Source organism: Streptomyces sp. NPDC127117 (assembly GCF_042677325.1).
Taxonomy (GTDB): domain Bacteria; phylum Actinomycetota; class Actinomycetes; order Streptomycetales; family Streptomycetaceae; genus Streptomyces.
This window is the reverse complement of record NZ_JBHXTM010000028.1, coordinates 20,662-42,575: the sequence shown is the minus strand read 5'-3', so window position 1 is coordinate 42,575 and position 21,914 is coordinate 20,662. Positions and strand designations below refer to the sequence as shown.

At 71.9% G+C, this 21,914-nt stretch carries 20 protein-coding genes; 10 read left to right on the top strand and 10 right to left on the bottom strand.

The features are described from left to right. Nucleotides 1-7: 7 nt before the first annotated feature. Nucleotides 8-1,513, bottom strand: a complete 1,506-nt coding sequence (gene dacB / locus ACFVH0_RS24085; RefSeq protein WP_385823180.1) for a D-alanyl-D-alanine carboxypeptidase/D-alanyl-D-alanine-endopeptidase — start codon at nt 1,511-1,513, stop codon at nt 8-10. A gap of 86 nt (nt 1,514-1,599) precedes the next feature. Here dacB and ACFVH0_RS24080 point away from each other — a divergent pair, with 86 nt between their 5' ends. Both ACFVH0_RS24080 and ACFVH0_RS24075 read left to right on the top strand, forming a co-directional pair. After that, nucleotides 1,600-2,094 carry an inorganic diphosphatase gene (locus ACFVH0_RS24080; RefSeq protein ID WP_003968257.1) on the top strand — a complete coding sequence of 165 codons (495 nt, stop codon included), beginning with the start codon at nt 1,600-1,602 and terminating at the stop codon, nt 2,092-2,094. A gap of 218 nt (nt 2,095-2,312) precedes the next feature. Then, complete coding sequence (locus ACFVH0_RS24075; RefSeq protein WP_385823179.1) at nt 2,313-4,022, top strand: threonine/serine exporter ThrE family protein; 1,710 nt, start codon at nt 2,313-2,315, stop codon at nt 4,020-4,022. Nucleotides 4,023-4,044: 22 nt separating this feature from the next. Here ACFVH0_RS24075 and ACFVH0_RS24070 read toward each other — a convergent pair whose 3' ends face one another. Next, nucleotides 4,045-4,758 carry a DedA family protein gene (locus ACFVH0_RS24070; RefSeq protein WP_385823177.1) on the bottom strand — a complete coding sequence of 238 codons (714 nt, stop codon included), beginning with the start codon at nt 4,756-4,758 and terminating at the stop codon, nt 4,045-4,047. 170 nt (nt 4,759-4,928) lie between these two features. Here ACFVH0_RS24070 and ACFVH0_RS24065 point away from each other — a divergent pair, with 170 nt between their 5' ends. Beyond that, nucleotides 4,929-5,294, top strand: a complete 366-nt coding sequence (locus ACFVH0_RS24065) for a YbjQ family protein (RefSeq protein WP_385823175.1) — start codon at nt 4,929-4,931, stop codon at nt 5,292-5,294. A gap of 139 nt (nt 5,295-5,433) precedes the next feature. Here ACFVH0_RS24065 and ACFVH0_RS24060 read toward each other — a convergent pair whose 3' ends face one another. Next, complete coding sequence (locus ACFVH0_RS24060; protein WP_385823173.1) at nt 5,434-6,192, bottom strand: MerR family transcriptional regulator; 759 nt, start codon at nt 6,190-6,192, stop codon at nt 5,434-5,436. A 137-nt stretch (nt 6,193-6,329) separates the two neighbouring features. On the opposite strand from ACFVH0_RS24060, the gene ACFVH0_RS24055 reads away from it, so the two are divergent. The 3 genes from ACFVH0_RS24055 to ACFVH0_RS24045 all read left to right on the top strand — a co-directional run bounded on the left by ACFVH0_RS24055 (nt 6,330) and on the right by ACFVH0_RS24045 (nt 9,784). Beyond that, nucleotides 6,330-7,616, top strand: a complete 1,287-nt coding sequence (locus ACFVH0_RS24055; protein ID WP_385823171.1) for an ion channel protein — start codon at nt 6,330-6,332, stop codon at nt 7,614-7,616. Nucleotides 7,617-7,721: 105 nt separating this feature from the next. Next, the gene (wrbA, locus tag ACFVH0_RS24050) at nt 7,722-8,345 is read left to right on the top strand and encodes an NAD(P)H:quinone oxidoreductase (protein ID WP_385823169.1); all 624 of its coding nucleotides are present in this window, start codon (nt 7,722-7,724) and stop codon (nt 8,343-8,345) included. Between the two features lie 14 nt (nt 8,346-8,359). After that, on the top strand, nt 8,360-9,784 hold the full coding sequence (locus ACFVH0_RS24045) for a glutamate decarboxylase (protein WP_385823167.1): 1,425 nt from the start codon (nt 8,360-8,362) through the stop codon (nt 9,782-9,784). Nucleotides 9,785-9,802: 18 nt separating this feature from the next. Here the strand turns inward: ACFVH0_RS24045 and ACFVH0_RS24040 are convergent, their stop codons facing one another. The 4 genes from ACFVH0_RS24040 to ACFVH0_RS24025 form a co-directional block, all read right to left on the bottom strand. Continuing rightward, nucleotides 9,803-10,423 (bottom strand): PadR family transcriptional regulator, encoded by a 621-nt coding sequence (locus ACFVH0_RS24040; protein WP_385823290.1) that lies wholly within the window; start codon nt 10,421-10,423, stop codon nt 9,803-9,805. An 18-nt stretch (nt 10,424-10,441) separates the two neighbouring features. Further along, nucleotides 10,442-10,993 (bottom strand): DinB family protein, encoded by a 552-nt coding sequence (locus ACFVH0_RS24035; protein ID WP_385823165.1) that lies wholly within the window; start codon nt 10,991-10,993, stop codon nt 10,442-10,444. A gap of 90 nt (nt 10,994-11,083) precedes the next feature. After that, nucleotides 11,084-12,541 carry an aldehyde dehydrogenase family protein gene (locus tag ACFVH0_RS24030; RefSeq protein ID WP_385823163.1) on the bottom strand — a complete coding sequence of 486 codons (1,458 nt, stop codon included), beginning with the start codon at nt 12,539-12,541 and terminating at the stop codon, nt 11,084-11,086. Nucleotides 12,542-12,595: 54 nt separating this feature from the next. After that, nucleotides 12,596-13,477, bottom strand: coding sequence for a helix-turn-helix transcriptional regulator (locus ACFVH0_RS24025; RefSeq protein ID WP_259927850.1), 882 nt, complete (start codon nt 13,475-13,477; stop codon nt 12,596-12,598). A 328-nt stretch (nt 13,478-13,805) separates the two neighbouring features. Here ACFVH0_RS24025 and ACFVH0_RS24020 point away from each other — a divergent pair, with 328 nt between their 5' ends. Then, complete coding sequence (locus ACFVH0_RS24020) at nt 13,806-14,303, top strand: ATP-binding protein (RefSeq protein WP_385823161.1); 498 nt, start codon at nt 13,806-13,808, stop codon at nt 14,301-14,303. 60 nt (nt 14,304-14,363) lie between these two features. Here ACFVH0_RS24020 and ACFVH0_RS24015 read toward each other — a convergent pair whose 3' ends face one another. Beyond that, nucleotides 14,364-14,606, bottom strand: a complete 243-nt coding sequence (locus tag ACFVH0_RS24015; RefSeq protein WP_037690973.1) for a DUF397 domain-containing protein — start codon at nt 14,604-14,606, stop codon at nt 14,364-14,366. A 253-nt stretch (nt 14,607-14,859) separates the two neighbouring features. Here ACFVH0_RS24015 and ACFVH0_RS24010 point away from each other — a divergent pair, with 253 nt between their 5' ends. Beyond that, complete coding sequence (locus ACFVH0_RS24010) at nt 14,860-15,348, top strand: hypothetical protein (RefSeq protein ID WP_385823159.1); 489 nt, start codon at nt 14,860-14,862, stop codon at nt 15,346-15,348. Between the two features lie 19 nt (nt 15,349-15,367). Here ACFVH0_RS24010 and ACFVH0_RS24005 read toward each other — a convergent pair whose 3' ends face one another. Both ACFVH0_RS24005 and ACFVH0_RS24000 read right to left on the bottom strand, forming a co-directional pair. Continuing rightward, nucleotides 15,368-17,542, bottom strand: coding sequence for an FUSC family protein (locus ACFVH0_RS24005; RefSeq protein ID WP_385823157.1), 2,175 nt, complete (start codon nt 17,540-17,542; stop codon nt 15,368-15,370). Nucleotides 17,543-17,607: 65 nt separating this feature from the next. After that, on the bottom strand, nt 17,608-18,804 hold the full coding sequence (locus ACFVH0_RS24000; RefSeq protein ID WP_385823155.1) for a DUF2786 domain-containing protein: 1,197 nt from the start codon (nt 18,802-18,804) through the stop codon (nt 17,608-17,610). Between the two features lie 105 nt (nt 18,805-18,909). Here ACFVH0_RS24000 and ACFVH0_RS23995 point away from each other — a divergent pair, with 105 nt between their 5' ends. Then, nucleotides 18,910-19,755, top strand: coding sequence for an ABC transporter ATP-binding protein (locus tag ACFVH0_RS23995; protein WP_385823153.1), 846 nt, complete (start codon nt 18,910-18,912; stop codon nt 19,753-19,755). Continuing rightward, nucleotides 19,749-21,911: an FtsX-like permease family protein gene (locus tag ACFVH0_RS23990; protein ID WP_385823151.1), complete on the top strand. Its 2,163-nt coding sequence runs from the start codon at nt 19,749-19,751 to the stop codon at nt 21,909-21,911. The genes ACFVH0_RS23995 and ACFVH0_RS23990 overlap by 7 nt, the downstream gene beginning before the upstream one ends. The last annotated feature ends 3 nt before the right edge of the window (nt 21,912-21,914 follow it).

Below are 21,914 nucleotides of genomic sequence, written 5' to 3'. Positions count from 1 at the left end.
TGACGGCTCAGCCGGTACCGGAGGCGAGAGCCGCCGCAACGGTGTCGAGCGCGGTCTGGGCGTCGGACGGGGAGGTCGTGCCGGATGCCAGGAAGGCGAAGGCGAGCAGCCGGCCCTGCCGGTCGACGACCGTTCCCGCGAGGGTGTTCACGCCGGTGAGGGTGCCGGTCTTGGCGCGGATCAGGCCGGTGCCCCCGGACTTCCCGGTGAAGCGGTCGCTGAGCGTGCCGCTGAAACCGGCCACCGGGAGGCCGGTGAGGACCGGGCGCAGTTCGGGGTGGTCCGGGTCGGCCGCTCGGGCGAGGAGGCCGGCCAGCAGTCCGGCGGTGACCTTGTCCTTGCGGTTCAGTCCGCTGCCGTCGGCGAAGTCCGCACCGGCCAGCGGCAGGTGGAGCTTCCTCAGCTGTGCGGTGACGGCCCGTCGTCCGCCCGCGAAGTCGGCAGGTTCGCCCGCGGCGAGCGCGGTCTGCCTGGCGAGTGCCTCGGCGATGTCGTTGTCGCTGTTGGTCAGGGCCCGTTCGACCAGGGCCGAGAGCGGTACGGAACGGTGTTCGGCGACCTTGCGGGAGCCGGTGGCCGGGCGGCCGGGCTTCGGCTCCGCCGCGGTGTCGATCCCGGCGTCGCCGAGGAGCCTCGCGAAGGTACGTGCGGTGTCCCCGGCCGGGTCGTCGCTGCGCGGGGCGGGGCCGCTGGTGGTGTCGTCGAGCCTGCCCTCGTCGGTCATCAGGGCGCTGACGGGCGCGATGTTCTCGTTGGGGCCGATCGGGTGCCGGGCCGGGCCGGAGTAGCGGGAGGTGTCGTAGGTGAGGCGGGCCTTCTCGACGCCGTGGTCCTTCAGGGTGCGGGCGGTGTCGGTGGCCAGCCCGCGCAGTGCGGCCCTGTCGAGGACGGGGTCGCCGCCGCCGACCAGGGTGAGGCCGCGGAAGTCGGCGGACGCCCGGACGGTGGTGGCGATGCGGTGGTCGGGGCCGAGGGCGCTCAGGGCGGCGACCGCGGTACCGATCTTGATGGTGGAGGCGGGCGTCATGGGTGTGCCGGCGCCCTGGCCGTACAGCCGCTCGCCGCTGGCGGTGTCGATGACGACGGCGCCGCGCCGCTCGCCCAGGGCGGGGTCCTTCAGCAGCGGGCCGAGGACGGCGCGGAGGGCGGCGGCGGCGCCGTCCGGGGTGTCCCGGGCGTCCGGGGCGGAGTTGTCGACGGCGGCGGACAGGGCCGCCAGGACGGCCGGGGCGCTGGGCGCGGGCTTCGGTCCGGACGGGGCGGCGGAGTCGTGATGTGCGCCACCTGTAGCGCTCCGGGCGGCGGCCCGGTCCATCTCGGCCTTACGCTGACCCGAGTCCCAGGGACCGGCGGCAAGGACGACGCCGGCTGCGAGCGCCAGGCCCAGGCCGGCGGAGACGGCGGTGAACTGCCGGTCGTTCAGTCCCCTCGACCTGATCATGCCGCCCCGACGGGCGAGCCTGCTCAGCTTGTCCAGCGGGTTGACCGACGGTCTTTTCACCGGCTCGTCCACCGTTGACCAGCCCCTTTCGCGAGCACACATCTGCGTGGGGGACACTTAATCACCAGTCGTATGTGTTGATCATGGAGGAGCCACCCGTGGAGTTCGACGTCACCATCGAGATCCCGAAGGGTTCGCGGAACAAGTACGAGGTGGACCACGAGACCGGTCGGATCCGCCTGGACCGTCGACTCTTCACCTCGACCAGCTACCCGGCGGACTACGGCTTCGTCGAGAACACCCTCGGCGAGGACGGCGACCCGCTGGACGCGCTGGTCATCCTGGACGAGCCGACCTTCCCCGGCTGCCTCATCAAGTGCCGCGCCATCGGCATGTTCCGGATGACGGACGAGGCCGGCGGCGACGACAAGCTGCTGTGCGTGCCGGCCTCCGACCCCCGGGTGGAGCACCTGCGCGACATCCACCACGTGTCGGAGTTCGACCGCCTGGAGATCCAGCACTTCTTCGAGGTCTACAAGGACCTGGAGCCCGGCAAGTCCGTCGAGGGCGCCGACTGGGTCGGCCGCGCCGAGGCCGAGGCCGAGATCGAGGCCTCCTACAAGCGTCTTGAGGCGCAGGGCGGCGCACACTGACCCCAGGGTCGCGGCCGGTTTCCGGCCGAGGTACATGACACGGTTCCGTTTGCGGTTCCGTGCCGGGAGCGGGCGGTACTCCTTTCGCCGGGGTGCCGCCCGTTCCGCGTGTCCGCCCCCGGCCCGTGTGCCGCCCTCCTGGCGTCCGTGCCCCCTCCCGTGGCCATACTGGGCACAAGTGCGGCCGACGGTGCGCAGCCGAGGAGGAGCGAGGTCGAGTGGTGGCGGAACAGGGCGGTCCGGAGGACCAGAAGCCCCAGTCCGACGAGGCGCGCAGCGCCTTCGTCCCGCCGGCCGGGGTGGACAGGCGCGCGTCCGCGCCCGACGACGACCACCCGACCTCGGAGTTCGCCATTCCGGCCGGTCTGACGGCCGAGCCCCAGGGACCGGGAACGGGTTCCGCTTCGGGTTCCGCCCCGGCGCCGGGTTCGGGTTCGGACACGATCGGTTCGGCCTTCGCCCCGCCGCGCACCTACAGCGCCCAGCACTCGCCGCCCGCCTTCACCCCGGCCCATGGCAGCCCGATGATCCGGCTGACCAAGGAGGCCCCCTGGCAGGACCGGATGCGCACGATGCTGCGGATGCCGGTCGCCGAGCGCCCGGCGCCCGAGCCGGTGCAGAAGGCCGACGAGGCGGGGCCCGCGGTGCCGCGCGTGCTCGACCTGACGCTGCGTATCGGGGAGTTGCTGCTGGCGGGCGGCGAGGGTGCCGAGGACGTCGAGGCGGCCATGTTCGCGGTGACCCGCAGCTACGGCCTGGACCGCAGCGAGCCCACGGTCACCTTCACCCTGCTGTCGATCTCGCACCAGCCGTCGCTGGTCGACGACCCGGTGACGGCGAGCCGTACCGTACGCCGCCGCGGCACCGACTACACCCGGCTGGCCGCCGTCTTCCGGCTGATCGACGACATCACCTCCGAGGAGGTAGAGGTCTCGCTGGAGGAGGCCTACCGGCGGCTGGCGGAGATCCGGCGCAACCGTCACCCGTACTCCGGCTGGGTGCTGACGCTGGCCGGCGGCGGCCTCGCGGGTGCGGCGTCGGTGCTGGTCGGCGGTGGTCCGCTGGTGTTCGTGGTGGCGGCGATCGGCGCGATGCTCGGCGACCGGCTGGCCTGGCTCTTCGCGGGCCGGGGGCTGCCGGAGTTCTACCAGTTCGTGGTGGCGGCGATGCCGCCCGCCGCGATGGGCGTGGCGCTGACCCTCACCCACTGGTCGGACGTGCGGCCGTCGGCGGTGATCACCGGTGGGCTGTTCGCGCTGCTGCCGGGGCGGGCGCTGGTGGCGGGGGTGCAGGACGGGCTGACCGGCTACTACATCACCGCGGCGGCGCGGCTGCTGGAAGTGATGTACCTGTTCATCGGCATCGTCGTCGGTGTGCTGCTGGTGCTGTACCTGGGGCTCCAGCTGGGCGCCCAGCTGAACCCCGAGGCCAGATTCGTCCCGCACGACCGGCCGGTGGTGCAGATCCTGGCGTCGATGGCGCTCTGTCTCGCCTTCGCGATCCTGCTCCAGCAGGACCGGTCCACGGTGCTGGCGGTGACCCTCAACGGCGGTGTGGCCTGGGTGATCTACGGGGCGATGGCCCGTACCGGCAATATCTCGCCGGTGGCGGCCACGGCGACGGCGGCCGGTCTGGTGGGGCTGTTCGGGCAGCTGTTCTCGCGCTACCGGTACACCTCGTCGCTGCCGTTCATCACGGCGGCGATCGGCCCGCTGCTGCCCGGTTCGGCCACGTACTTCGGTCTGCTGGCCGTGGCGCAGGGGAGGGTGAACACCGGGCTCGCCTCGCTGTCGACCGCGGTGGCCACGGCGCTGGCCATCGCGATCGGGGTGAACCTGGGAAGCGAGATCTCCCGGCTGTTCATGCGGGTGCCGGGTGCGGTCGGCGGGGCCAACCGCCGCGCGGCCAAGCGGACGCGCGGCTTCTGAGACCCGGCGGGCGGGTGGTACGTCAGCGCTTGGCGTGCCGGCCGCGCTGGCCCTGGGACGGGCTGCCCCCGGCGGACGGGCCCTGGCCCTCGCCGCCGCCGGACGCCGCTTCCTTCTTCGACTTGGAGCGGGCCCGCAGGAACTCGATCGCGATCGGCAGCACCGAGATGAGCACGATCAGGATGAGCATCGCCTCGATGTTCTCGTGGACGAAGTCGATCTTGCCGAGGGCCGAGCCGAGCAGCGTGACACCGACGCCCCAGAGCACTCCGCCGATGATGTTGAACACGATGAACGAGCGGTAGTTCATCCGGCTCACACCGGCGATGATCGGCGTGAACGTACGCACCACGGGCACGAAGCGGGCCAGGATCAGCGACTTCGGGCCGTACTTCTCGAAGAAGTCGTGCGCCTTCTCGACGTTCTCCTGCTTGAAGAGACGGGAGTCCGGACGGCTGAAGAGCGAGGGGCCGACCTTGCGGCCGAAGAGATAGCCCACCTGGTCGCCGATGATCGCCGCCAGCGCCACGAGCAGGCAGACCAGCCAGAGCGGGGTGTCCAGCTGGCCGGTGGTCACCAGCAGACCCGTGGTGAACAGGAGCGAGTCGCCGGGGAGGAAGAAGCCGATCAGCAGTCCGGACTCGGCGAAGACGATGAGGAGGACGCCGGGAAGTCCGAAGGTGTTGATCAAATAGTCCGGGTCCAGCCAGCTCGGGCCGAGCGCAAGCGTATTCAAGGGTCCGGGGCTCCTGGATCGATCGATGGCGGCTGCGTGGCCGCCCAAAGCTATCAACGCAGGATGACGCCCCCGGGTTCCAGTCGGCCCCCGCGAGGACGCACACCGGGCCGGCCTGGGATGCACACCGGGCCAACCGGGACAAAGCTGTCTCCAGGAGGTGCCACACGATGGGCATTGAGGATTACGGCGGCGGGCAGACGGACCGGTCGGACGTCCTGATCGTCACGACGAACGACGTGCCGGGCTTCCAGGTGACTCAGGTGATCGGGGAGGTGTTCGGCCTCACGGTTCGCTCCCGTCATCTGGGCAGCCAGATCGGCGCCGGGCTGAAGTCCATGATCGGCGGCGAGCTGAAGGGGCTGACCAAGACCCTCGTCCAGACCCGCAACCAGGCGATGGAACGGCTCGTCGAGCAGGCGCAGGCGCGGGGCGCCAACGCGGTGCTGATGATGCGCTTCGACGTGACCGAGGCCGCCGACGTGGGCACGGAGGTGTGCGCGTACGGAACCGCGGTCGTGATCAGCAGGAGCTGAGCGGGCACGGCCGCGGGGCGGGACGCCCACCCGCGGCGGTCGGACCAGGCGTGGGACGCCCACCCGCGGCGGTCAGGCCAGGCGTGGGACGCCCACCCCGCGGCGGTCAGGCCAGGCGTGGGACGCCCACCCGCGGCGGTCAGGCCAGGCGCCGGGCGTTGGCGTCGATCGCGTCCCGCAGATGCTCGGCCAGACCCGGCCGCATCGACTCGTAGAACGCGCGGAACCTCGGGTCGGACACATACATCTCGGCGAGCCCCCGGTGGAACTCGGCGGTGCACTCGTAGAACCACTTGCCGATGTGCAGCCTGTGGGCCTCGGCCAGGTCCATCGCCCGCTCACCGGTGGCCGGCTCCCCGGCCTCCATCAGCGCGTCGTAGGCGGCGCTCCACTCGGCGACCTCCGCCTGTATCCGCTTCCAGTCGTCCTTGGTGTACCCGGCGGCCCGGCGCTGCGACTCGGCGTAGGCGTCGGTGCCGCCCCAGCGGCGTTCGGCCTCCTCGGCGTGCTCCTCGGGGTCCTTGTCCCCGAAGACCTCGAACTTCTCCTCGGGCGTGAGGTTGATGCCCATCTTCCGTGCCTCCATGGCTGTTTCGACGGCGTCGGCCATTCTTCGAAGTTCGGCGATCCGGTCGCAGAGCAGCCGGTGCTGGCGCCGCAGGTGCTCCTGCGGGTCCGCTCCCGGATCGTCGAGCAGTACCGCGATCTCGTCGAGCGGGAAGCCGAGTTCCCGGTAGAACAGGATCTGCTGGAGCCGGTCGAGGTCGCCGTCGTCGTAACGGCGGTGCCCGGCCCGGCTGCGCCCGCTGGGCGAGAGCAGTCCGATTCCGTCGTAGTGGTGCAGGGTGCGCACCGTGACTCCGGCGAATCCGGCGACCTGTCCCACGGGGTACTCCATGTCTCCCCCGCTCCCTTCTCCGCTCGGGTACGTCCCGAGCCTGGGCCCTGACGTGACGTGAGGTGCAAGCCCGAATGAGCACCACCCTCGGCGCCATTCGAGGGGTTATGTTCCTTTTACGCCGTTATGGTGATCCGGTGGTCACCGAATCCTCCGCCCTCGCCGGATCCGCCCCCGAACCCACCCCCGTACGGCGGCTGCTGCCCGTCATCGTGCCCGCACTGGCCGTCGGGGTCCTGTCCGCCCTCGTCCTGCTCGGCATCAGCCTGCTCGCGGAGAGACTTCAGGGCGTGCTCTGGGAGACGCTCCCCGACGCGCTCTCCGTAGGCCGCTACTCCACGCTCTGGATGGTCGTGATGCTCACCGCGAGCGGGCTGGCGGTCGGGCTGCTCGTCCGGGCGGTACCCGGTCACGCGGGCCCCGACCCGGCGACCACCGGGCTGGTCGATCCGCCGCTGCCGCCGGGCGTGGTCCCGGGGCTGCTGCTCGTCACGGTCCTCACCCTGGCGGGCGGGGTCAGCCTCGGTCCGGAGAACCCGATCACGGCCGCCAACATCGCGCTGGCCTGCTGGCTCGGCCGCCGCTTCCTGCCCGGCACACCGGCGGCACTCTGGCTCTCCCTCGCCGCGGCCGGCACCATCGGGGCGCTCTTCGGCACCCCGGTGGCCGCCGCCCTGATCCTCTCCGAGATCCTCGCCTCCCGCGCCGAACCGGGCGCACTCTGGGACCGCCTCTTCGGCCCGCTCGCGGCGGGCACCGCGGGCGCGCTCACCATGACCCTGCTGGCCCATCCGAGCTTCGACCTGTCGCTGCCGCCCTACACCCGCCCGGACCGGGGCGACCTGCTCTCCTCCGTCGTCATCGCGCTCGCCGGGGCGGTGCTCGGCCTGCTGGCGGTGTACGCCTTCCCGCACGCGCACCGGTTCTTCCGGGCCCTGAAGCACCCGGTCCTGGCGCTGACCGCCGGCGGGCTGCTGCTGGGACTCCTGGGCGCGCTGGGCGGCCATCTCACCCTGTTCAAGGGGCTCGACGAGGTGAAGGAGCTGGCCGCCGACCCGAGCGGCCGGACGGCCGGGCAGTTCGCGGTCATGGCCGTGGTGAAGACGGCCGCGCTGGTGATCGCGGCGAGCTGCGGATTCCGGGGCGGGCGGATCTTCCCCGCCGTCTTCGTGGGCGTCGCGCTGGGACTCTGCGCCCATGCGCTGGTCACCTCGGTGCCGGTGGCGCTGGCGGTGGCCTGCGGGGTGCTGGGGGTGCTGCTGGCCATCACCCGGCAGGGCTGGCTGAGCCTGTTCACCGCGGCGGTGCTGGTGGGCGACGCGGCCGTGCTGCCGATGCTGTGCATCGCCTCGCTGCCCGTCTGGCTGCTGGTGACCGGGCGGCCGCAGATGCAGCTGCACGAGGACGGTACGCCGCTGAAGTGAGCCGGGGCGCCCGTCCGGCGCGCCGGATGCCCGGCCCTTCCGTATCGTCGCATCCGTACGGATTCGCCTTGATTCATCCCGTCAGGTCCGCCGGAGGCTCGTGCCATGCCCACGCCCGTCAACGTCGCCGTCATCTACTACTCGTCGACCGGAACCGTCGCCACGATCGCCAAGGCCATCGCGCAGTACGCCGAGAAGGCCGGCGCCGAGGTGCGGCTGCGCAAGGCCGGTGAGCTGGCTCCGCAGGCGGCCATCGACTCCAACCCGGCCTGGGCGGCCAACGCGAAGGCCACCGCCGACATCGCCGAGGCCTCGCCCGACGACATGATCTGGGCGGACGCCGTGATCCTCGGTACGCCGACCCGGTTCGGCAACGTCACCGCCCAGCTCAAGCAGTTCCTCGACACCCTCGGCGGCCTCTGGCAGGCGGGCCACCTCGCGGACAAGGTCTACAGCGGCTTCACCTCCACCAGCACCGCGCACGGCGGCCAGGAGTCCACGCTGCTCGCGCTCTACAACACGGTCCACCACTTCGGCGGCATCCTGGTCGCCCCCGGCTACACGGACCCGTCGAAGTTCGTCGACGGCAATCCGTACGGCACCTCGCACGTGGCCGGCCAGGGCGACATCCCGGTCGCCGAACAGACCCTGACCGCCGCCCGGGTCCAGGCCGAGCGGGTCGTGAAATTCACCCGGGCCATCAAGGACGGCCTCGGCGCCGAGAGCTGAAAGGGCCACCGCCGATGCCTCTCCACAAGGGCTCGCCCCGGAGCACGGAACCGTCCGAAGCCCGCCGCAGACTCGCCCTCAACCCGTTCTACGGGGAGGCCGACCCGGCCGCCGGCATGGAGTCGGCGCCGCCCCGGCACCGGCTGCCCGACGGGCCGATGCCGCCGTCGACCGCGTACGGCCTGGTCCATGACGAGCTGATGCTCGACGGCAACTCACGGCTCAACCTCGCCACCTTCGTCACCACCTGGATGGAGCCCCAGGCCGGGGTGCTGATGGGCGAGTGCCGCGACAAGAACATGATCGACAAGGACGAGTACCCGCGCACCGCCGAGCTGGAGCGGCGCTGTGTCGCGATGCTCGCCGACCTCTGGAACGCCCCCGATCCCTCGGCCGTCGTGGGCTGTTCGACGACCGGCTCCAGCGAGGCCTGCATGCTCGCCGGGCTGGCGCTGAAGCGCCGCTGGGCGGCCCGGAACGCCGACCGCTATCCGGCGTCCGCCCGTCCGAACCTGGTCATGGGCATCAATGTGCAGGTCTGCTGGGACAAGTTCTGCAACTTCTGGGAGGTCGAGCCGAGGCTGGTGCCGATGGAGGGCGACCGCTTCCATCTCGACCCGCAGGCCGCGGCCGACCTGTGCGACGAGAACACCATCGGCGTCGTCGGCATCCTCGGCTCCACCTTCGACGGTTCCTACGAGCCGATCGCGGAGCTGTGCGCGGCGCTGGACGCCCTCCAGGAGCGCACCGGCCTCGACATCCCCGTCCATGTGGACGGGGCCTCCGGGGCGATGGTGGCGCCGTTCCTGGACGAGGACCTGTCCTGGGACTTCCGGCAGCCGAGGGTGTGCTCCATCAACACCTCCGGGCACAAGTACGGCCTGGTCTACCCGGGCGTCGGCTGGGTGCTGTGGCGCACGCCCGCCGAACTGCCCGCGGAACTGGTCTTCCGGGTCAACTACCTGGGCGGCGACATGCCGACCTTCGCGCTGAACTTCTCCCGGCCGGGCGCGCAGGTGGTGGCGCAGTATTACACCTTCCTGCGGCTGGGCCGGGAGGGCTACCGGGCCGTCCAGCAGGCGTCCAGGGACGTGGCCTGCGGGCTCGCGAAGCGGATCGGGGAGATCGGCGACTTCCGGCTCCTCACCCGCGGCGACCAGCTGCCCGTCCTGGCGCTGACGACCATGCCGGACGTGACGGCCTTCGACGTCTTCGACGTGTCGCGGCGGCTGCGGGAGCAGGGCTGGCGCGTGCCGGCGTACACCTTCCCGGCCAACCGGCAGGACCTGGCGGTGCTGCGGGTGGTGTGCCGCAACGGCTTCTCCTCGGACCTCGCCGAGCTGCTGCTGGAGGACCTGGACCTGATCCTTCCCGACCTGCGCCGCCAGGCGCACCCGATGAGCCACGACCGGCAGATGGCCACCTCGTTCCACCACTGAGCCGCCGTCCGGCCGGGCTCAGCGGCCCTTCGCGTAAGGGTTCTCCTGGCCTTCGGCGAGCACTCCGACGAAGGGCTCGCCCTCCCCCGCGAAGGTGTACGCCCCGCCCTCGATGCGGGCGATCAGCCCGCGCGTCCACTCGGCCCCCGCGTCCGCCGAGTGGATCCACATGTTCATGATCTCGCCGATGTGGCCGATCGACTCGGGCCCGTCCTCCGGCGTGTAGAACTCCGTGACCGTGGCCCGCCAGGCCGCGAGACCGGCGACCCGCTCCTTGAGCAGGGCGACCGCCTCGGCCCGCTCCAGGTCGACGATCCCGCCGAGGGCCGCCGAGAGCAGGTCCGGCTTCCGGTCGTACGAGGTGAGCGCCGCGCGCAGCAGCGTGAAGTACTCCTCGTCGCCCCGCCCGGTGATCTCGTACTCGGTACGGGGCGGGCCGCCCGCCGTGCTCGGGGCGGTCTCGTGGGCGATCAGCAGTCCCTGCTTCGCCATCTGCTTCAGTGCGTGATAGACCGACCCGGGCTTGGCGTTGGACCACTCGTGCGCACCCCAGTACTCCAGGTCGTTGCGGACCTGATAGCCGTGCGCCCGGCCGTGCTGGCGCACGGCGCAGAGGACCAGCAGCCGGATCGCGGACATCTCACGCACCCTTTCTATTCAACTTTGATTAGAGTAGCCCCCCGCCTCGGCGACCAGCTCGAACGCGGTACGGCCGTCCAGGGACTCCCGGACGATGTCCGCGTGCCCGGCGTGCCGGGCGATCTCCTCGACGAGATGGGCCAGCAGCCACCGCATCGAGACCCGCTCCCCCGCCGGGAACCAGGGCGCCTCGGGCAGCGGGAAGGTGTCGCCCAGGTCGGGCACCGAGCGGATGAACTCCTCGGTCTCGGCCGCGACGCCGTCCCAGAACTCCAGCATCTGCGCCACCGTCTCGTCGCCGACGAGCCGGAAGCTGTCCGCCCAGGTCTCCTGGGTGCGGGCGGACTCGTTGGGCCGCTGCTGGGCCATCCGCAGCCAGTTCAGCTCGGTCTCGGCCACGTGCTTGAGCAGCCCGGAGAGGGAGAGTTCGCTGACGCTGGGGCGGCTCGCCGCCTGCTCCTCGGTCAGTCCGGTCAGGGAACGCCGGATCGCGCCGCGCTGGGCCTCCACGAAGGAGAGGAGCATTCCGCGCTCGTCGCCGGGGGTTTCCGCGGGAACGTGAGTGACCATGATGTCCGCCTTGATGATCCGTGCCGGTTCTTCCTGACACCGACCAAGCTACGGACCCTTGCGGTCAGCTCCGGTCCTCAACTCGCGGCATCAGAAGGGGAATGCGGTCCGGCCGTGCTGGATCGAGATCCACCGCTGGGTGGTGAAGGCGTCGACGGTCGCCTCGCCGTTCAGCCGGCCGAGCCCGGAGGACTTCTCGCCGCCGAACGCCACCAGCGGATCGTCCTGCACGGTCGAGTCGTTGACGTGGAACATCCCGCTGACGACGCGCCGCGCGAACCGCACCCCGCGTTCGGTGCTGCCGGTGTGCACGGCACCGCTCAGCCCGTACGGGGTGTCGTTGGCGATCCGTACGGCCTCGTCCTCGCCGTCGAACGCGATCAGCAGCGCCACCGGGCCGAATATCTCCTGGGACAGCAGCGGTGAACCCTCGGGGAGCCCGGCGAGCACGGTCGGCTCCACGAGGTTGCCGCGGGTCCGGCCCCGGACGAGTGCGGTGGCCCCCTCGGCGATCGCCTGGTCGACCAGCGCGGTCAGCGCGTCGGCCTGGAAGGTGTTGATGACCGGGCCGATCCGGGTCTCCGGTTCGCGCGGGTCGCCGGTCCTGAGCGCGGCCACCGCGGCGGTGAATCTGTCGGTGAACTCCCGCTCGATGCGGCGGTCCACCAGGATCCGGTTGGCGGCCATGCAGACCTGCCCCTGGTAGACGAAGCGGCTGTGCACGGCGGCGTCGACCGCGTAGTCGATGTCCGCGTCCTCCAGCACCACCAGGGCGCTGTTACCGCTGAGTTCGAGGATCGTCCGCTTGAAGTGCCCGGCCGCGACCGCGCCGACATGACGGCCGACCCGGTCCGAGCCGGCGAACGAGATCACCCGGGGCACGGGGTGCTCGATGAACGCGTCGCCGATCTCGGCGACATCGGTGATCACGATGTTGAGCAGTCCGGCGGGCAGTCCGGCGTCCTCGAAGATCTTCGCGATCAGGGTGCCGCCGACGATCGGTGCGTTCTGATTGGGCTTGACGACGACCGCGTTGCCGAGCGCGAGGGCCGGTGCGACGGACTTCATCGCCACCAGGAAAGGGAAGTTGAAAGGGCTGATCACACCGATGACACCGACGGGCAGCCGGTAGAGGCGATTCTCCTTGCCGTCCGCCAGTGCGGGCAGCAGACTGCCGGGCGGACGCAGCGCCTGCCGGATCGCGTCCCGCAGGAATTCCTCGGCGACCCGGACCTCGTACTCCGCCTTGACCCGGGTGCCGCCGAGTTCGTCGATGATCGCGTCGACAATGTCGTCGTGCAGTTCCCCGGTGATGCGCAGTGCGCGTTCCAGGATTTCACGGCGCTCGTACGGTCCGGTGGTGGCCCAGGCGCGCTGGGCGCGTTCGGCGGCGCGGTAGGCGAGGTCGACCTCCTGCGCGGTGGCAATGGTGATCGCGGCGAGTTTATCCCCGTTGTAGGGGTTGAAATCGATGATGTCCCACGAGCCGGTTCCGGTCCGCCACTCACCGTCGATGTATTGGTCGGCCAGCTCGTAGAAGAAGGACATGCCGATCCCTTGACTCAGGTGCAACTCCCGTCGAACCGTCATCGTACTGACGAATCAGGTGAGTTGGAGTAGACCACGGAGCAGATCGCGGCTCTCCTCGGGCCCGGGGCTGTCCTCGTGGAGTCGCACCATGGCCTTTTCGTACTGAGCGACTTCTTCGGCCTTGTCCAGATAGAGCGCACTTGTCAGCTGCTCCAAATAGACAATGTCCGACAGATCGGATTCCGGGAATCGCAGCATCGTAAAAGAACCGCTCTCGCCGGCATGCCCGCCGAAACTGAAGGGCATGACCTGGAGAGTGACGTTGGGCTGTTCCGACATTTCGATCAGATGCCGCAATTGCCCGCGCATCACTTCACGGTCGCCGTACGGCCGGCGCAGCGCCGCCTCGTCCAGTACGGCGTGCAGATGGGGTGCGCGTTCGGAGACGAGGGCCTTCTGACGCTCCAGCCGCAGTGCCACCCGGCGGTCGATCTCGACGGCGGGAGCGGCACCCATGCCCCGGGTGACGACCGCGTGCGCGTACGCCTCGGTCTGCAACAGGCCGTGGACGAACTGGACTTCGTACACCCGGATGAGCGATGCCGCTCCCTCCAGCCCGATGTACGTCTGGAACCAGCCGGGCAGCACATCGCCGTAACTGTGCCACCAGCCCGCCACATTGGCCTCACGGGCCAGGCCGAGCAGGGCGTCGCGCTCCGCCTCGTCCGTGACTCCGTAGAGCGTGAGCAGATCCTCGACATCCCTGGCCTTGAAGCTCACCCGTCCCAACTCCATGCGGCTGATCTTCGATTCGGAGGCCCGGATGGAGTAGCCGGCCGCCTCACGGGTGATGCCGCGCGAGTCGCGCAGCCGCCTGAGCTGCGAGCCCAGCAGGATGCGCCGCACCACAGATCCACTCGACTCGCCTGCCGCCACTGGCCCGGTCCTCCCCATCGCTTCCCTGGCATCGGGGCTCCCCCCTGAACCCCAAGTGCCGGATTCTGCCACCAAAACGCTTCAGCCCGTACTCATTCGATTACGGAAATGAGAAGCCTTCCAGAAAGCTGTGAAAATACGCGCAGGAAGAAATGACCAAGAACCGGCACGGGTTCGGACAGGTCAGGCGCGTGCACGTGCATCTGCCCTTGCATCTGCCCTACGCATTGGGAACCATGGGGCTCGCGCACCTGCGTGCTCGTTCGTGTTGTGCCGCTGTACCCCCGCAGTACTGATACAGCCGCGAATCCCGGGAGTGCCTCGCATGGGGACGAATGGATCGACGATGCTCGAGCCGTTACGGCAGGGGCTTCCCCCCATCGATCCCTCAGGCGTCTCCGGATCGGCCACCTGCACACTGCCCGCCCGCTACGAAGCCGTGGGCGGAGCAAGGCGGTTCACCCGGACGACGCTGAACGGATGGGGACTCGCCGACCGGTTCGACGACGTCGCGCTGGTGGTCTCCGAACTCGTCACCAACGCCCTGCGGCACGCCCTGCCCTCGGACGGCACCGGGCCGGAGTCCCAGGACCCGCCGGTACGGCTGCACTTGATGCGCTGGAGTTCGCGGCTGGTGTGCGCGGTGCGCGACCCCAGCCAGGAGAGCCCGATCGCCTCCGAGGCACCGGACTGCGCGGAATCCGGCCGCGGCCTCTTCCTCGTGGAGTCCTTCAGCGACTCGTGGGGCTGGCACCCCGCACCGGAGACGGAGAGCCCGAACGCCCCGGCGGCCTCGCGCGGCAAGGTGGTCTGGGCGCTGTTCCGGCTCTCCGACGGCATCTGATCCGCCCGGCCGCGACGAGCGGCCGGCGGTCCGGGCCGGACACCGGCCCGCGGGGAGCGCTCAGCCGCCCGCTATGAGGTGGTCGAACTCCCCGTCCTTCACGCCGAGCAGCAGCGCCTCTATCTCGGCCGGCGTATAGACCAGCGCCGGCCCGTCGGGGTGGCGCGAATTCCGCATCGCCACATCTCCGTCGGGCAGTTTCGCGAACTCCACGCAGGAACCCTGGGAGTTGCTGTGTCTGCTCTTCTGCCAGACGACTCCGCGAAGCTCTGTGGCCGCCATGCCGTTGTACACGTGGTGCACAGGACGCTCCCCGAGTTGCAAGGTGCAAGTGTCAACTGTCTCGGATCATAGCTCTGTTCAAATTTCCCTGCATGGGCAGATGCATGCGCGGATGCACGTGCACGCGGGGTGTTCCTTTGATTACAGCTTTACTCCGTATGGACAGACGCACGGGACGCCGTTTCGGCTCCGTCTACCCCGGGTCGAGCTCTCCATCCCGGCGGAACCCGCTGATAACTTGGCTCGGTCTTTCGTCATCAAGGGGGAATTACAGATGCGCAGAGTCGTACGGACCGGCGTGGTGCTCGCCGCCGGAATCCTCTCCGCCGCGGCACTGACCGGCTGCAGCAGCGACAGTGGGAAGAGCGACACCCCGAGCGGGTCCACCGCCTCGGATCAGCCCGATCGGTCTTCCGGCAAGGACAGCGGCTCCGAGGCGAACGCGGGCGCGCTGGAAGGCGGTTGGGCCGGCAAGACCGACGGCAAGGCGGTCGTTCTGTCGGTGGCGTCGGGCAAGGCCGTGCTCGTCACCGAACAGCACGCCTGCACGGGCACCGTGCAGGACGCGGACAAGGTGACGCTCACGCTGAAGTGCGTCGACGGGGGCGACGACCGCACCGCGGGGACCATCGAGTCCAACGACGGCAGGACCGTCGTGGTCTCCTGGGCCGGCGGGGTCCAGGACACCCTGGCCAAGACCGACCCGGGCGCCCTGCCGTCCGGCCTGCCGGATCTGGCCGACCTGCCGACCACGGCTCCCTGACGGCCGGCGCCCGGTTCCGTCAACCCGCCTTGCCTTCCGGCGGGGTGACGGAACCGGGCCCCGCCTTCGGCTTCGGCCTTCCGTCCAGCCCGCGGGAGAACTCCTCCAGCGCTTCGAGGAGCAGGTGGGCCCCTTCCCGTACGAAGGGGTCCGCCGTCCCCTCGTCCGCGCCCTGCCGCGCGTCCCACTCCGCCAGCGCCTCGCGCACCTCGGTCCAGTCCGGCACCTTCCGCTCCCGCACCGCCTTCGCCCCCCGCTCGGTGGCCCGGCGCAGCGCCTCGGCCAGGCGTGCCGCGTCCGGTACGGGGGTGGCGCCGCCGCCGGGCAGATGAGCCTCCAGGAGCATCGCGGCCCGGCCCAGCTGGGACAGCGCGTGCTGGGTGTCGTCGGCGGCTGCGCGGGAGAGGCCCCGGTTGCGCACCGGTTCGTACTGGGCGGTGGCCAGCGCCTCCTGCCAGGCGACCCGGGCCTCACGGGTGTCGAGCAGCGCGGAGCGCACGTCGCCGTGGCCGCGTTCGGCCGGTTCGGCGTACTGGTCGACGACCGAGGCGGCGTACCGCCCGTCCGCCTTCAGCCAGTCGCCGAGCCTGCCGCGCAGCCTCGGGGTCTCCCAGGCCGGGTAGAGGGCGTACGAGCTCATCGCGAGGAGGCCGCCCGCGAGGGTGAGGACGACGCGTTCGAGCACGGTCTGCGACCAGCTGTCGCCCGCCATGCCGAGCAGGAAGACGACATACGCGGAGACACAGGCCTGGCCGACCACGTACCCGGTGCGCATCAGCAGGTACATCAGCAGGGCGCAGAGCATGGAGAGCACCGCGGCCGTGGTCACTCCGGGGTGGGTGGTCTGCACGATCGCGGTGGCGAGCGAGACGCCGACGATCGTGCCGCCGAACCGGGCCACGGACCGCTCGTACGTCTGGGAGAACTCCGGCCGCATCACCATCACGGCGGCCATCGGTGCCCAGTAGCCGTGGCCGAACGGCAGCGCGGTGCCGATGAGATAGCCGACGGCCACGACGACGGACACCCGGACGGCGTGCCGCAGGATCGGTGACCCCGGGCGCAGTTCGGCGCGCATCGCCTTCGCGACGACGGGGATCAGCCGCAGCAGGGTGGGGCGGCGGCGGTGCGGGGCGGCGGGTGTCCCGTCCGAAGGGGTCTCGATGGCCCGGGCGGCCTCGTCGGCCCTGGCGTCCTGCTCCTTCGTGCCCTCGCCCTCCGCTGTTTCGATGACGTCGGAGAGCAGTGCGCCGAGCCGGTCGGCGGCGCGGAGCGGCGGGCCGGTGAGCAGCGTTCCGGTGTCCGGGGTCTTCAGCACGGCGATGGCGGACGGGGCCAGCTCGACCGGGTCGCCGTGGCGGATCGCGCGGGCCGCCGAGTCGAGCACCGATCCGGCGGCGGCGAGCAGCTCGCGGACCCGTTCGCGTTCCGGCCCCTCGTCCGGCACCCCGAGGGACGGGTCGGCGAGCGAGGCGAGCACCGGTCTGATCCGTTCGGCGATCCTTCGGGAGCCCCGCAGCTCGGGCGGCCGGCGGCGGGCCTGGCGCGGGGTGACCGCGGCCGCGCTGCGGGCCGTCATCAGCGGCACCGGGTCGAAGGGGGCGAGCGGGTCGTGGCGCAGCCGCCTGGCGTAGTCGGCCTCGGCGGCCAGCGCGTCGGCGAGGGCGTCGCGCTGGGCACCCCATCTGCGTACCGGGAACAGGACGATCAGCACCGCCTGCACGATTCCGCCGAACAGGATCATCACGGCGTGCACGGCCGAGTTGGCGACGGAGGTGGGCAGGGTGACCGTGACCAGCATGATCGCCACGTTCGACGATGCGATGATGCCGGCGGTCGGGCCCGCCGCCCAGGCCAGTCCCGCGACGAACGTCCAGAGCATCAGCAGGGCGAGGAACAGCGGCAGCCGGGAGCCGGTGAGATAGCCGAGGAACGTCGACACGGCGAGGCTCGCTCCGGAGACCAGGGCGAGTACGGGCCGGGGGCGCCAGCTGCGCTGGAAGGTGGCGATGGCCGCCTGGAACGCGCCGAACGCGGAACTCGCGGCGACCACCGGGCCGAAGAGCGCGAGGCTGACCCCTATGACGAGGGCGAGACCGGCCGCGCCGCGGATCGCGATGAGCGGTTCGAGACTGCGCCGCTCGATCGACAGCCCCGAGCGGGCGGTCTCCTTCAGCGCCCGGAGCCAGCTCATGCCCAGAGCCTAGCCGGAATTACCGGTTGGTCCGAGTTGTCGGAAATCGGCTCGCGGGGCGGCGTCTACCGCTTCCCCCGGCCGCCCCGGAGCTCCGGGCCGCCCCCGCCCATCCGGGCCCGGTCCGCCGCCGCCGTGCCGTGGGTCCATCCGTCCAGGTCGGTGGCGCCCCGGACCCGGGTGGTCGTGGTCTGGGGGAACATCCGCTCGGCGGTGTCCGTGACGGCCATGTCGCGGGCGGCGAGGACCGGGAGCAGATCCGGGTCGCCGGGCCCCGCCGGTCCGGGCCCGGATCCGGTCCCGCCCTCGGCGGCGGCGGTGACGCGGGCGGTGTCGGCGGCGAGCCTGCTGCCCAGCCGCTGGGCGTACGCCATCAGGAACGACTGCCGGAACGTCTTGGTCCGCTTGCGTCCGCCGGCCCGCTGGCCCGCCTCCGCCTTCGTCATCGCCACCGTGCCCTGGACCAGCAGGGAGGTGTGCAGCAGCTCCACGGCGTCCAGGTCCGGCTCGAAGCCGACCACCGTGGAGAAGCCCAGGTCGCTGTTCCACACCGCACGGCAGCGGTTCGCGGCGGCGACCGCGTCGAGCAGGATCGCCTTCGCCGTCTCGTACGGCGCGTCGACCCCGATCCGGCACGCCCCCGGCGCCTCCTTGCTGTGCGTACGGGCGGCGAGCAGGGCCTCGTCGATGGAGTGCCGGGCCATCAGCTCCTGCGCCTTGGTGGTGAGGGCCTCCGCCTCCTCGGGGAAGCCGGTCGCCTCCGCCTTGGCGAGCAGGGCGCGGATCCGGGTCAGCATCCGGGGCTCGTCGTGCGCCGGCGGCAGGTGGAGACCGTGCGGGGAGGCGCCGGGCGGCGGCCCGACCGGCTCGATGGAGGGGAGCCGGAGCAACAGCCGGTACAGGCCGAGCACGGCGGAGGCGTAGGAGAACCGGTCCGGCCGGTTCCGGGGCGGTGCGGCGGGGAGAGCGTCGAGCTGGCCCTGCCAGCGGGGCGGCAGCCGCTCGTACCGCGCGGTCTCCGAGACGATCAGCCCGGCGGCGAGACCGGCCGCCGTCTCGTCGAGGTCGCGGCGGACCAGGCGTACGACGTCGGCGGGCTGCCAGCCGCGCTCCCAGGCCCGGCGGACGAACTCCTCGCCGCGCCGGAACAGTTCCGCGTCGGCCGTCGGGTCGGCGGCGAGGAGGGAGGCGCCGGTGTCGGAACCGGCGTCGCCGTCCGAGTAGAGGGCTGCCGCGAATGCCTGGTCGATCACCGGTTCCATGAGGTCAGGGTAGGCAGGGTGGTGTGGCGGGGTAGGGCTGGCCCTACCCCGGGGACGGGCTCTGGTGGTCGTGATCGCGCGGCGCGTGAACGGTTCGATCGGTACATGACTTCCTCCCGGGCATCCGTTGCTCCCGCGAGCGCCGCCGACGCGGTACGGCTCCGCTCCGTGCGCCGCGCCCACGGCGAGGTCGACGCCCTCGGCCCCATCGACCTCACCGTCCGTACCGGCACCTTCACCGCCGTCATGGGCCCGTCCGGCTCCGGCAAGTCCACGCTGCTGCACTGCGCGGCCGGGCTGGACCGGCCGACGTCCGGCTCCGTCGAGGTGGGCGGGGTGGAGCTGACCGGGCTGAGCGAGCGTCGGCTGACGCTGCTGCGCCGGGACCGGATCGGCTTCGTCTTCCAGGCGTTCAACCTGATCCCCTCGCTGACCGCCGCCCAGAACGTAGCGCTGCCGCTGCGCCTCGCGGGCCGCCGCCCGCCCCGTACCGAGGTGCGCGACGCCCTGGCCCGGGTCGGTCTCGCGGACCGGGCGGGACACCGGCCCGCCGAGCTGTCCGGGGGCCAGCAGCAGCGGGTCGCCCTGGCGCGGGCACTGATCACCCGGCCCGCGGTTCTCTTCGGCGACGAGCCGACCGGCGCGCTGGACACCGCGACGAGCCGGGGCGTGCTGGAGATGCTGCGGGAACTCGTGGACCTGGAGGGGCAGACGATCGTGATGGTCACCCACGACCCGGTGGCCGCGGGGTACGCGGACCGGGTGGTCTTCCTGGTCGACGGGCGGGTGGCGGACGATCTGACCGGCCTGGACGCCGGGCGGATCGCGGCCTGGATGGCGACGGGACGGACCCGCGCACGCGACGCGCGCGCCCTCGCCGGGCGTACCGGCGCACCCGCGCCCGCCGACGCCGGGACCGTCGCGGCTCATGGGCGGGAGGCGTCGTGCTGACCGTCGCCCTGGCGTCCCTGCGCACCCGCTGGACCGCGCTGACCGGCACCTTCGTCGCGCTCGCGCTGGGCGTGGGGCTGATCACGGCCATGGGCCTCGGCCTGGCCTCGACCTTCGGCGCCCCAGGCCGGGCCCCGCAGCGTTTCGCCGCGTCGCCGGTGGTGGTGATGGGCGAGGACACCCTGACCGTGTCCGTGCGGCGCGGACCGTCCACGGCGAAGGTCGGCCGGAAGCTCGCTCATCCACACCCTGTGGATATCGAACTCCTGCGTGACCTCCGGAGGCTCGGCCCGGTGACCCGGGACGACGGGCGGACAGCCGCACGGAACACGCCGGGCGGGCCCGACGCCGTGGGTGTGGACGCGCCCGTGGCCGAGGTCCGCCGGGTGGTCGGCGACCGCGCCCTGGTCCTCACCGGGAACGACCGCCGCCGGGCCGACCCGGCCACCGAACGGGACGCCGAGGGGCTGCTGACCGCGAACGTGCTGCTCGGCACCGCGGGCGGCCTCACCGCCTTCGTCTCGGTCTTCGTCGTCGCGTCGACGTTCGCCTTCGCGGTGGCGCTGCGCCGGCGCGAGTTCGGGCTGCTGCGCACGGCGGGTGCCACCCCGGGCCAGTTGCGCCGGCTGCTGCTGACGGAGGCCGCCGTGGTCGGCACCCTGGCCTCCGCCGCCGGGTGCGTGCTGGGCGGCCTGGGCGCGCCGCTGCTCGCCGGGGTGCTCGTGGACGAGGGGATGGCACCGTCCTGGTTCACCGTCCGGCCGGCCGCCTGGCCGTTGCACGCCGCCTTCTGGACCGGGCAGACCGTGTCCTTGGCCGGGGTCTGGGCCGCCTCGCGGCGGGCGGGCCGGACCGGCCCCGCCGAGGCGCTGCGCGAGGCCGATGCCGATACGGGGGTGCTGCCGCCGGTCCGCCGGCTGCTCGGCTTCGTCCTGCTCGCCGTGGCCGCGTTCCTGATGGCGAGGACCCTCGCCACCGACCCGTCCGCGCTGCTGAAGCGGAAGACGTACATCACCCTTCCGATGGTCCTGATCACGGCCGTCGCCCTGCTCTCGCCGCTGCTCGTACGCCCGTTGGCCCGGCTGGTCCGGCTCCCGGGGGCGACCGGGATGCTGGTGACCGCGAACACCTCGGCGGCGCTGCGGCGTACGGCGGCGGTGGCCGCTCCGGTGCTGATCACCGTGGCGCTGGCCGGTACGGTGGCCGGCTCCGCGATGACGGGTTCGGCGGTGAAGGCGGCGGAGGCGCGCGGGCACACCCGGGCCGATCTGATCGTGACGGGCCGGGAGTTGAGGACCCGTCCGGTGCCCGGCGCCACGCTGTCCGCCTCCGCGCCGACCGCCGTCTACGTACGCGAGGAGGGCTCCGCCCTCGTCGCCTCCGAGGCCCGCGCGGTGGACGACGCGAAGGCCCTGGCCCGGGTCGGGCGGCTGCCCGTGGTGGCCGGCGACATCGCCGATCTGGACGACGGCTCGATCGTGGTGAACGAGGAGTGGGCCGAGCACACGGTGGGCTCGACGGTACGGGTGTGGCTCGGCGACGGGCGGCCCGCCTCCCTGCGGATCGCGGCGGTGCTGGCCCTCGGCACGGGCAACAACGGCGCCTATGTGACCGGGGCGAACGCCCCGGCGGCGGTCGTGGACCGGATCGAGGCACGGCTCTCGCCGGGCGCCGACCGGGCCGCCGTCGAGGCGCGGTTGCGCGGGACCGGCGGCACGGTGCGGTCGACGGAGCAGTGGCTGGAGGCGACGTACCCGGGCACCGGTCCGCAGACCCGGACCGGGCTGATCGTGATCCTGGGGATCGCGCTGGTCCACACCCTGATCGCGCTGGCCAACACGATGCTGATGGCGGGGTCCGTACGCTCCTCGGAGCTGGACGCGCTCCGGCTGGCCGGCGCCACCCGGCCGCGGGTCCTCGCGGTGGTGACCGGGGAGACGCTGTTCGCGGTCGGGCTCGGCGCGCTGCTCGGCCTGGGCGTGGCCGGGGTGCATCTGGCGGGCCTGGCCGCCGCGCTGGCCTCGGTGTCGGCGCCGGTCGCGGTGTCGGTGCAGTGGGCACTGATGGGCGGTGCGGCGGGGGCGTGCGCGCTGGTCGCGGTGGGGGCGGCGGTGCTGCCGGGGGCGGTGCGGCGCCGCTCGCCGAAGGTGGGCTGAGAC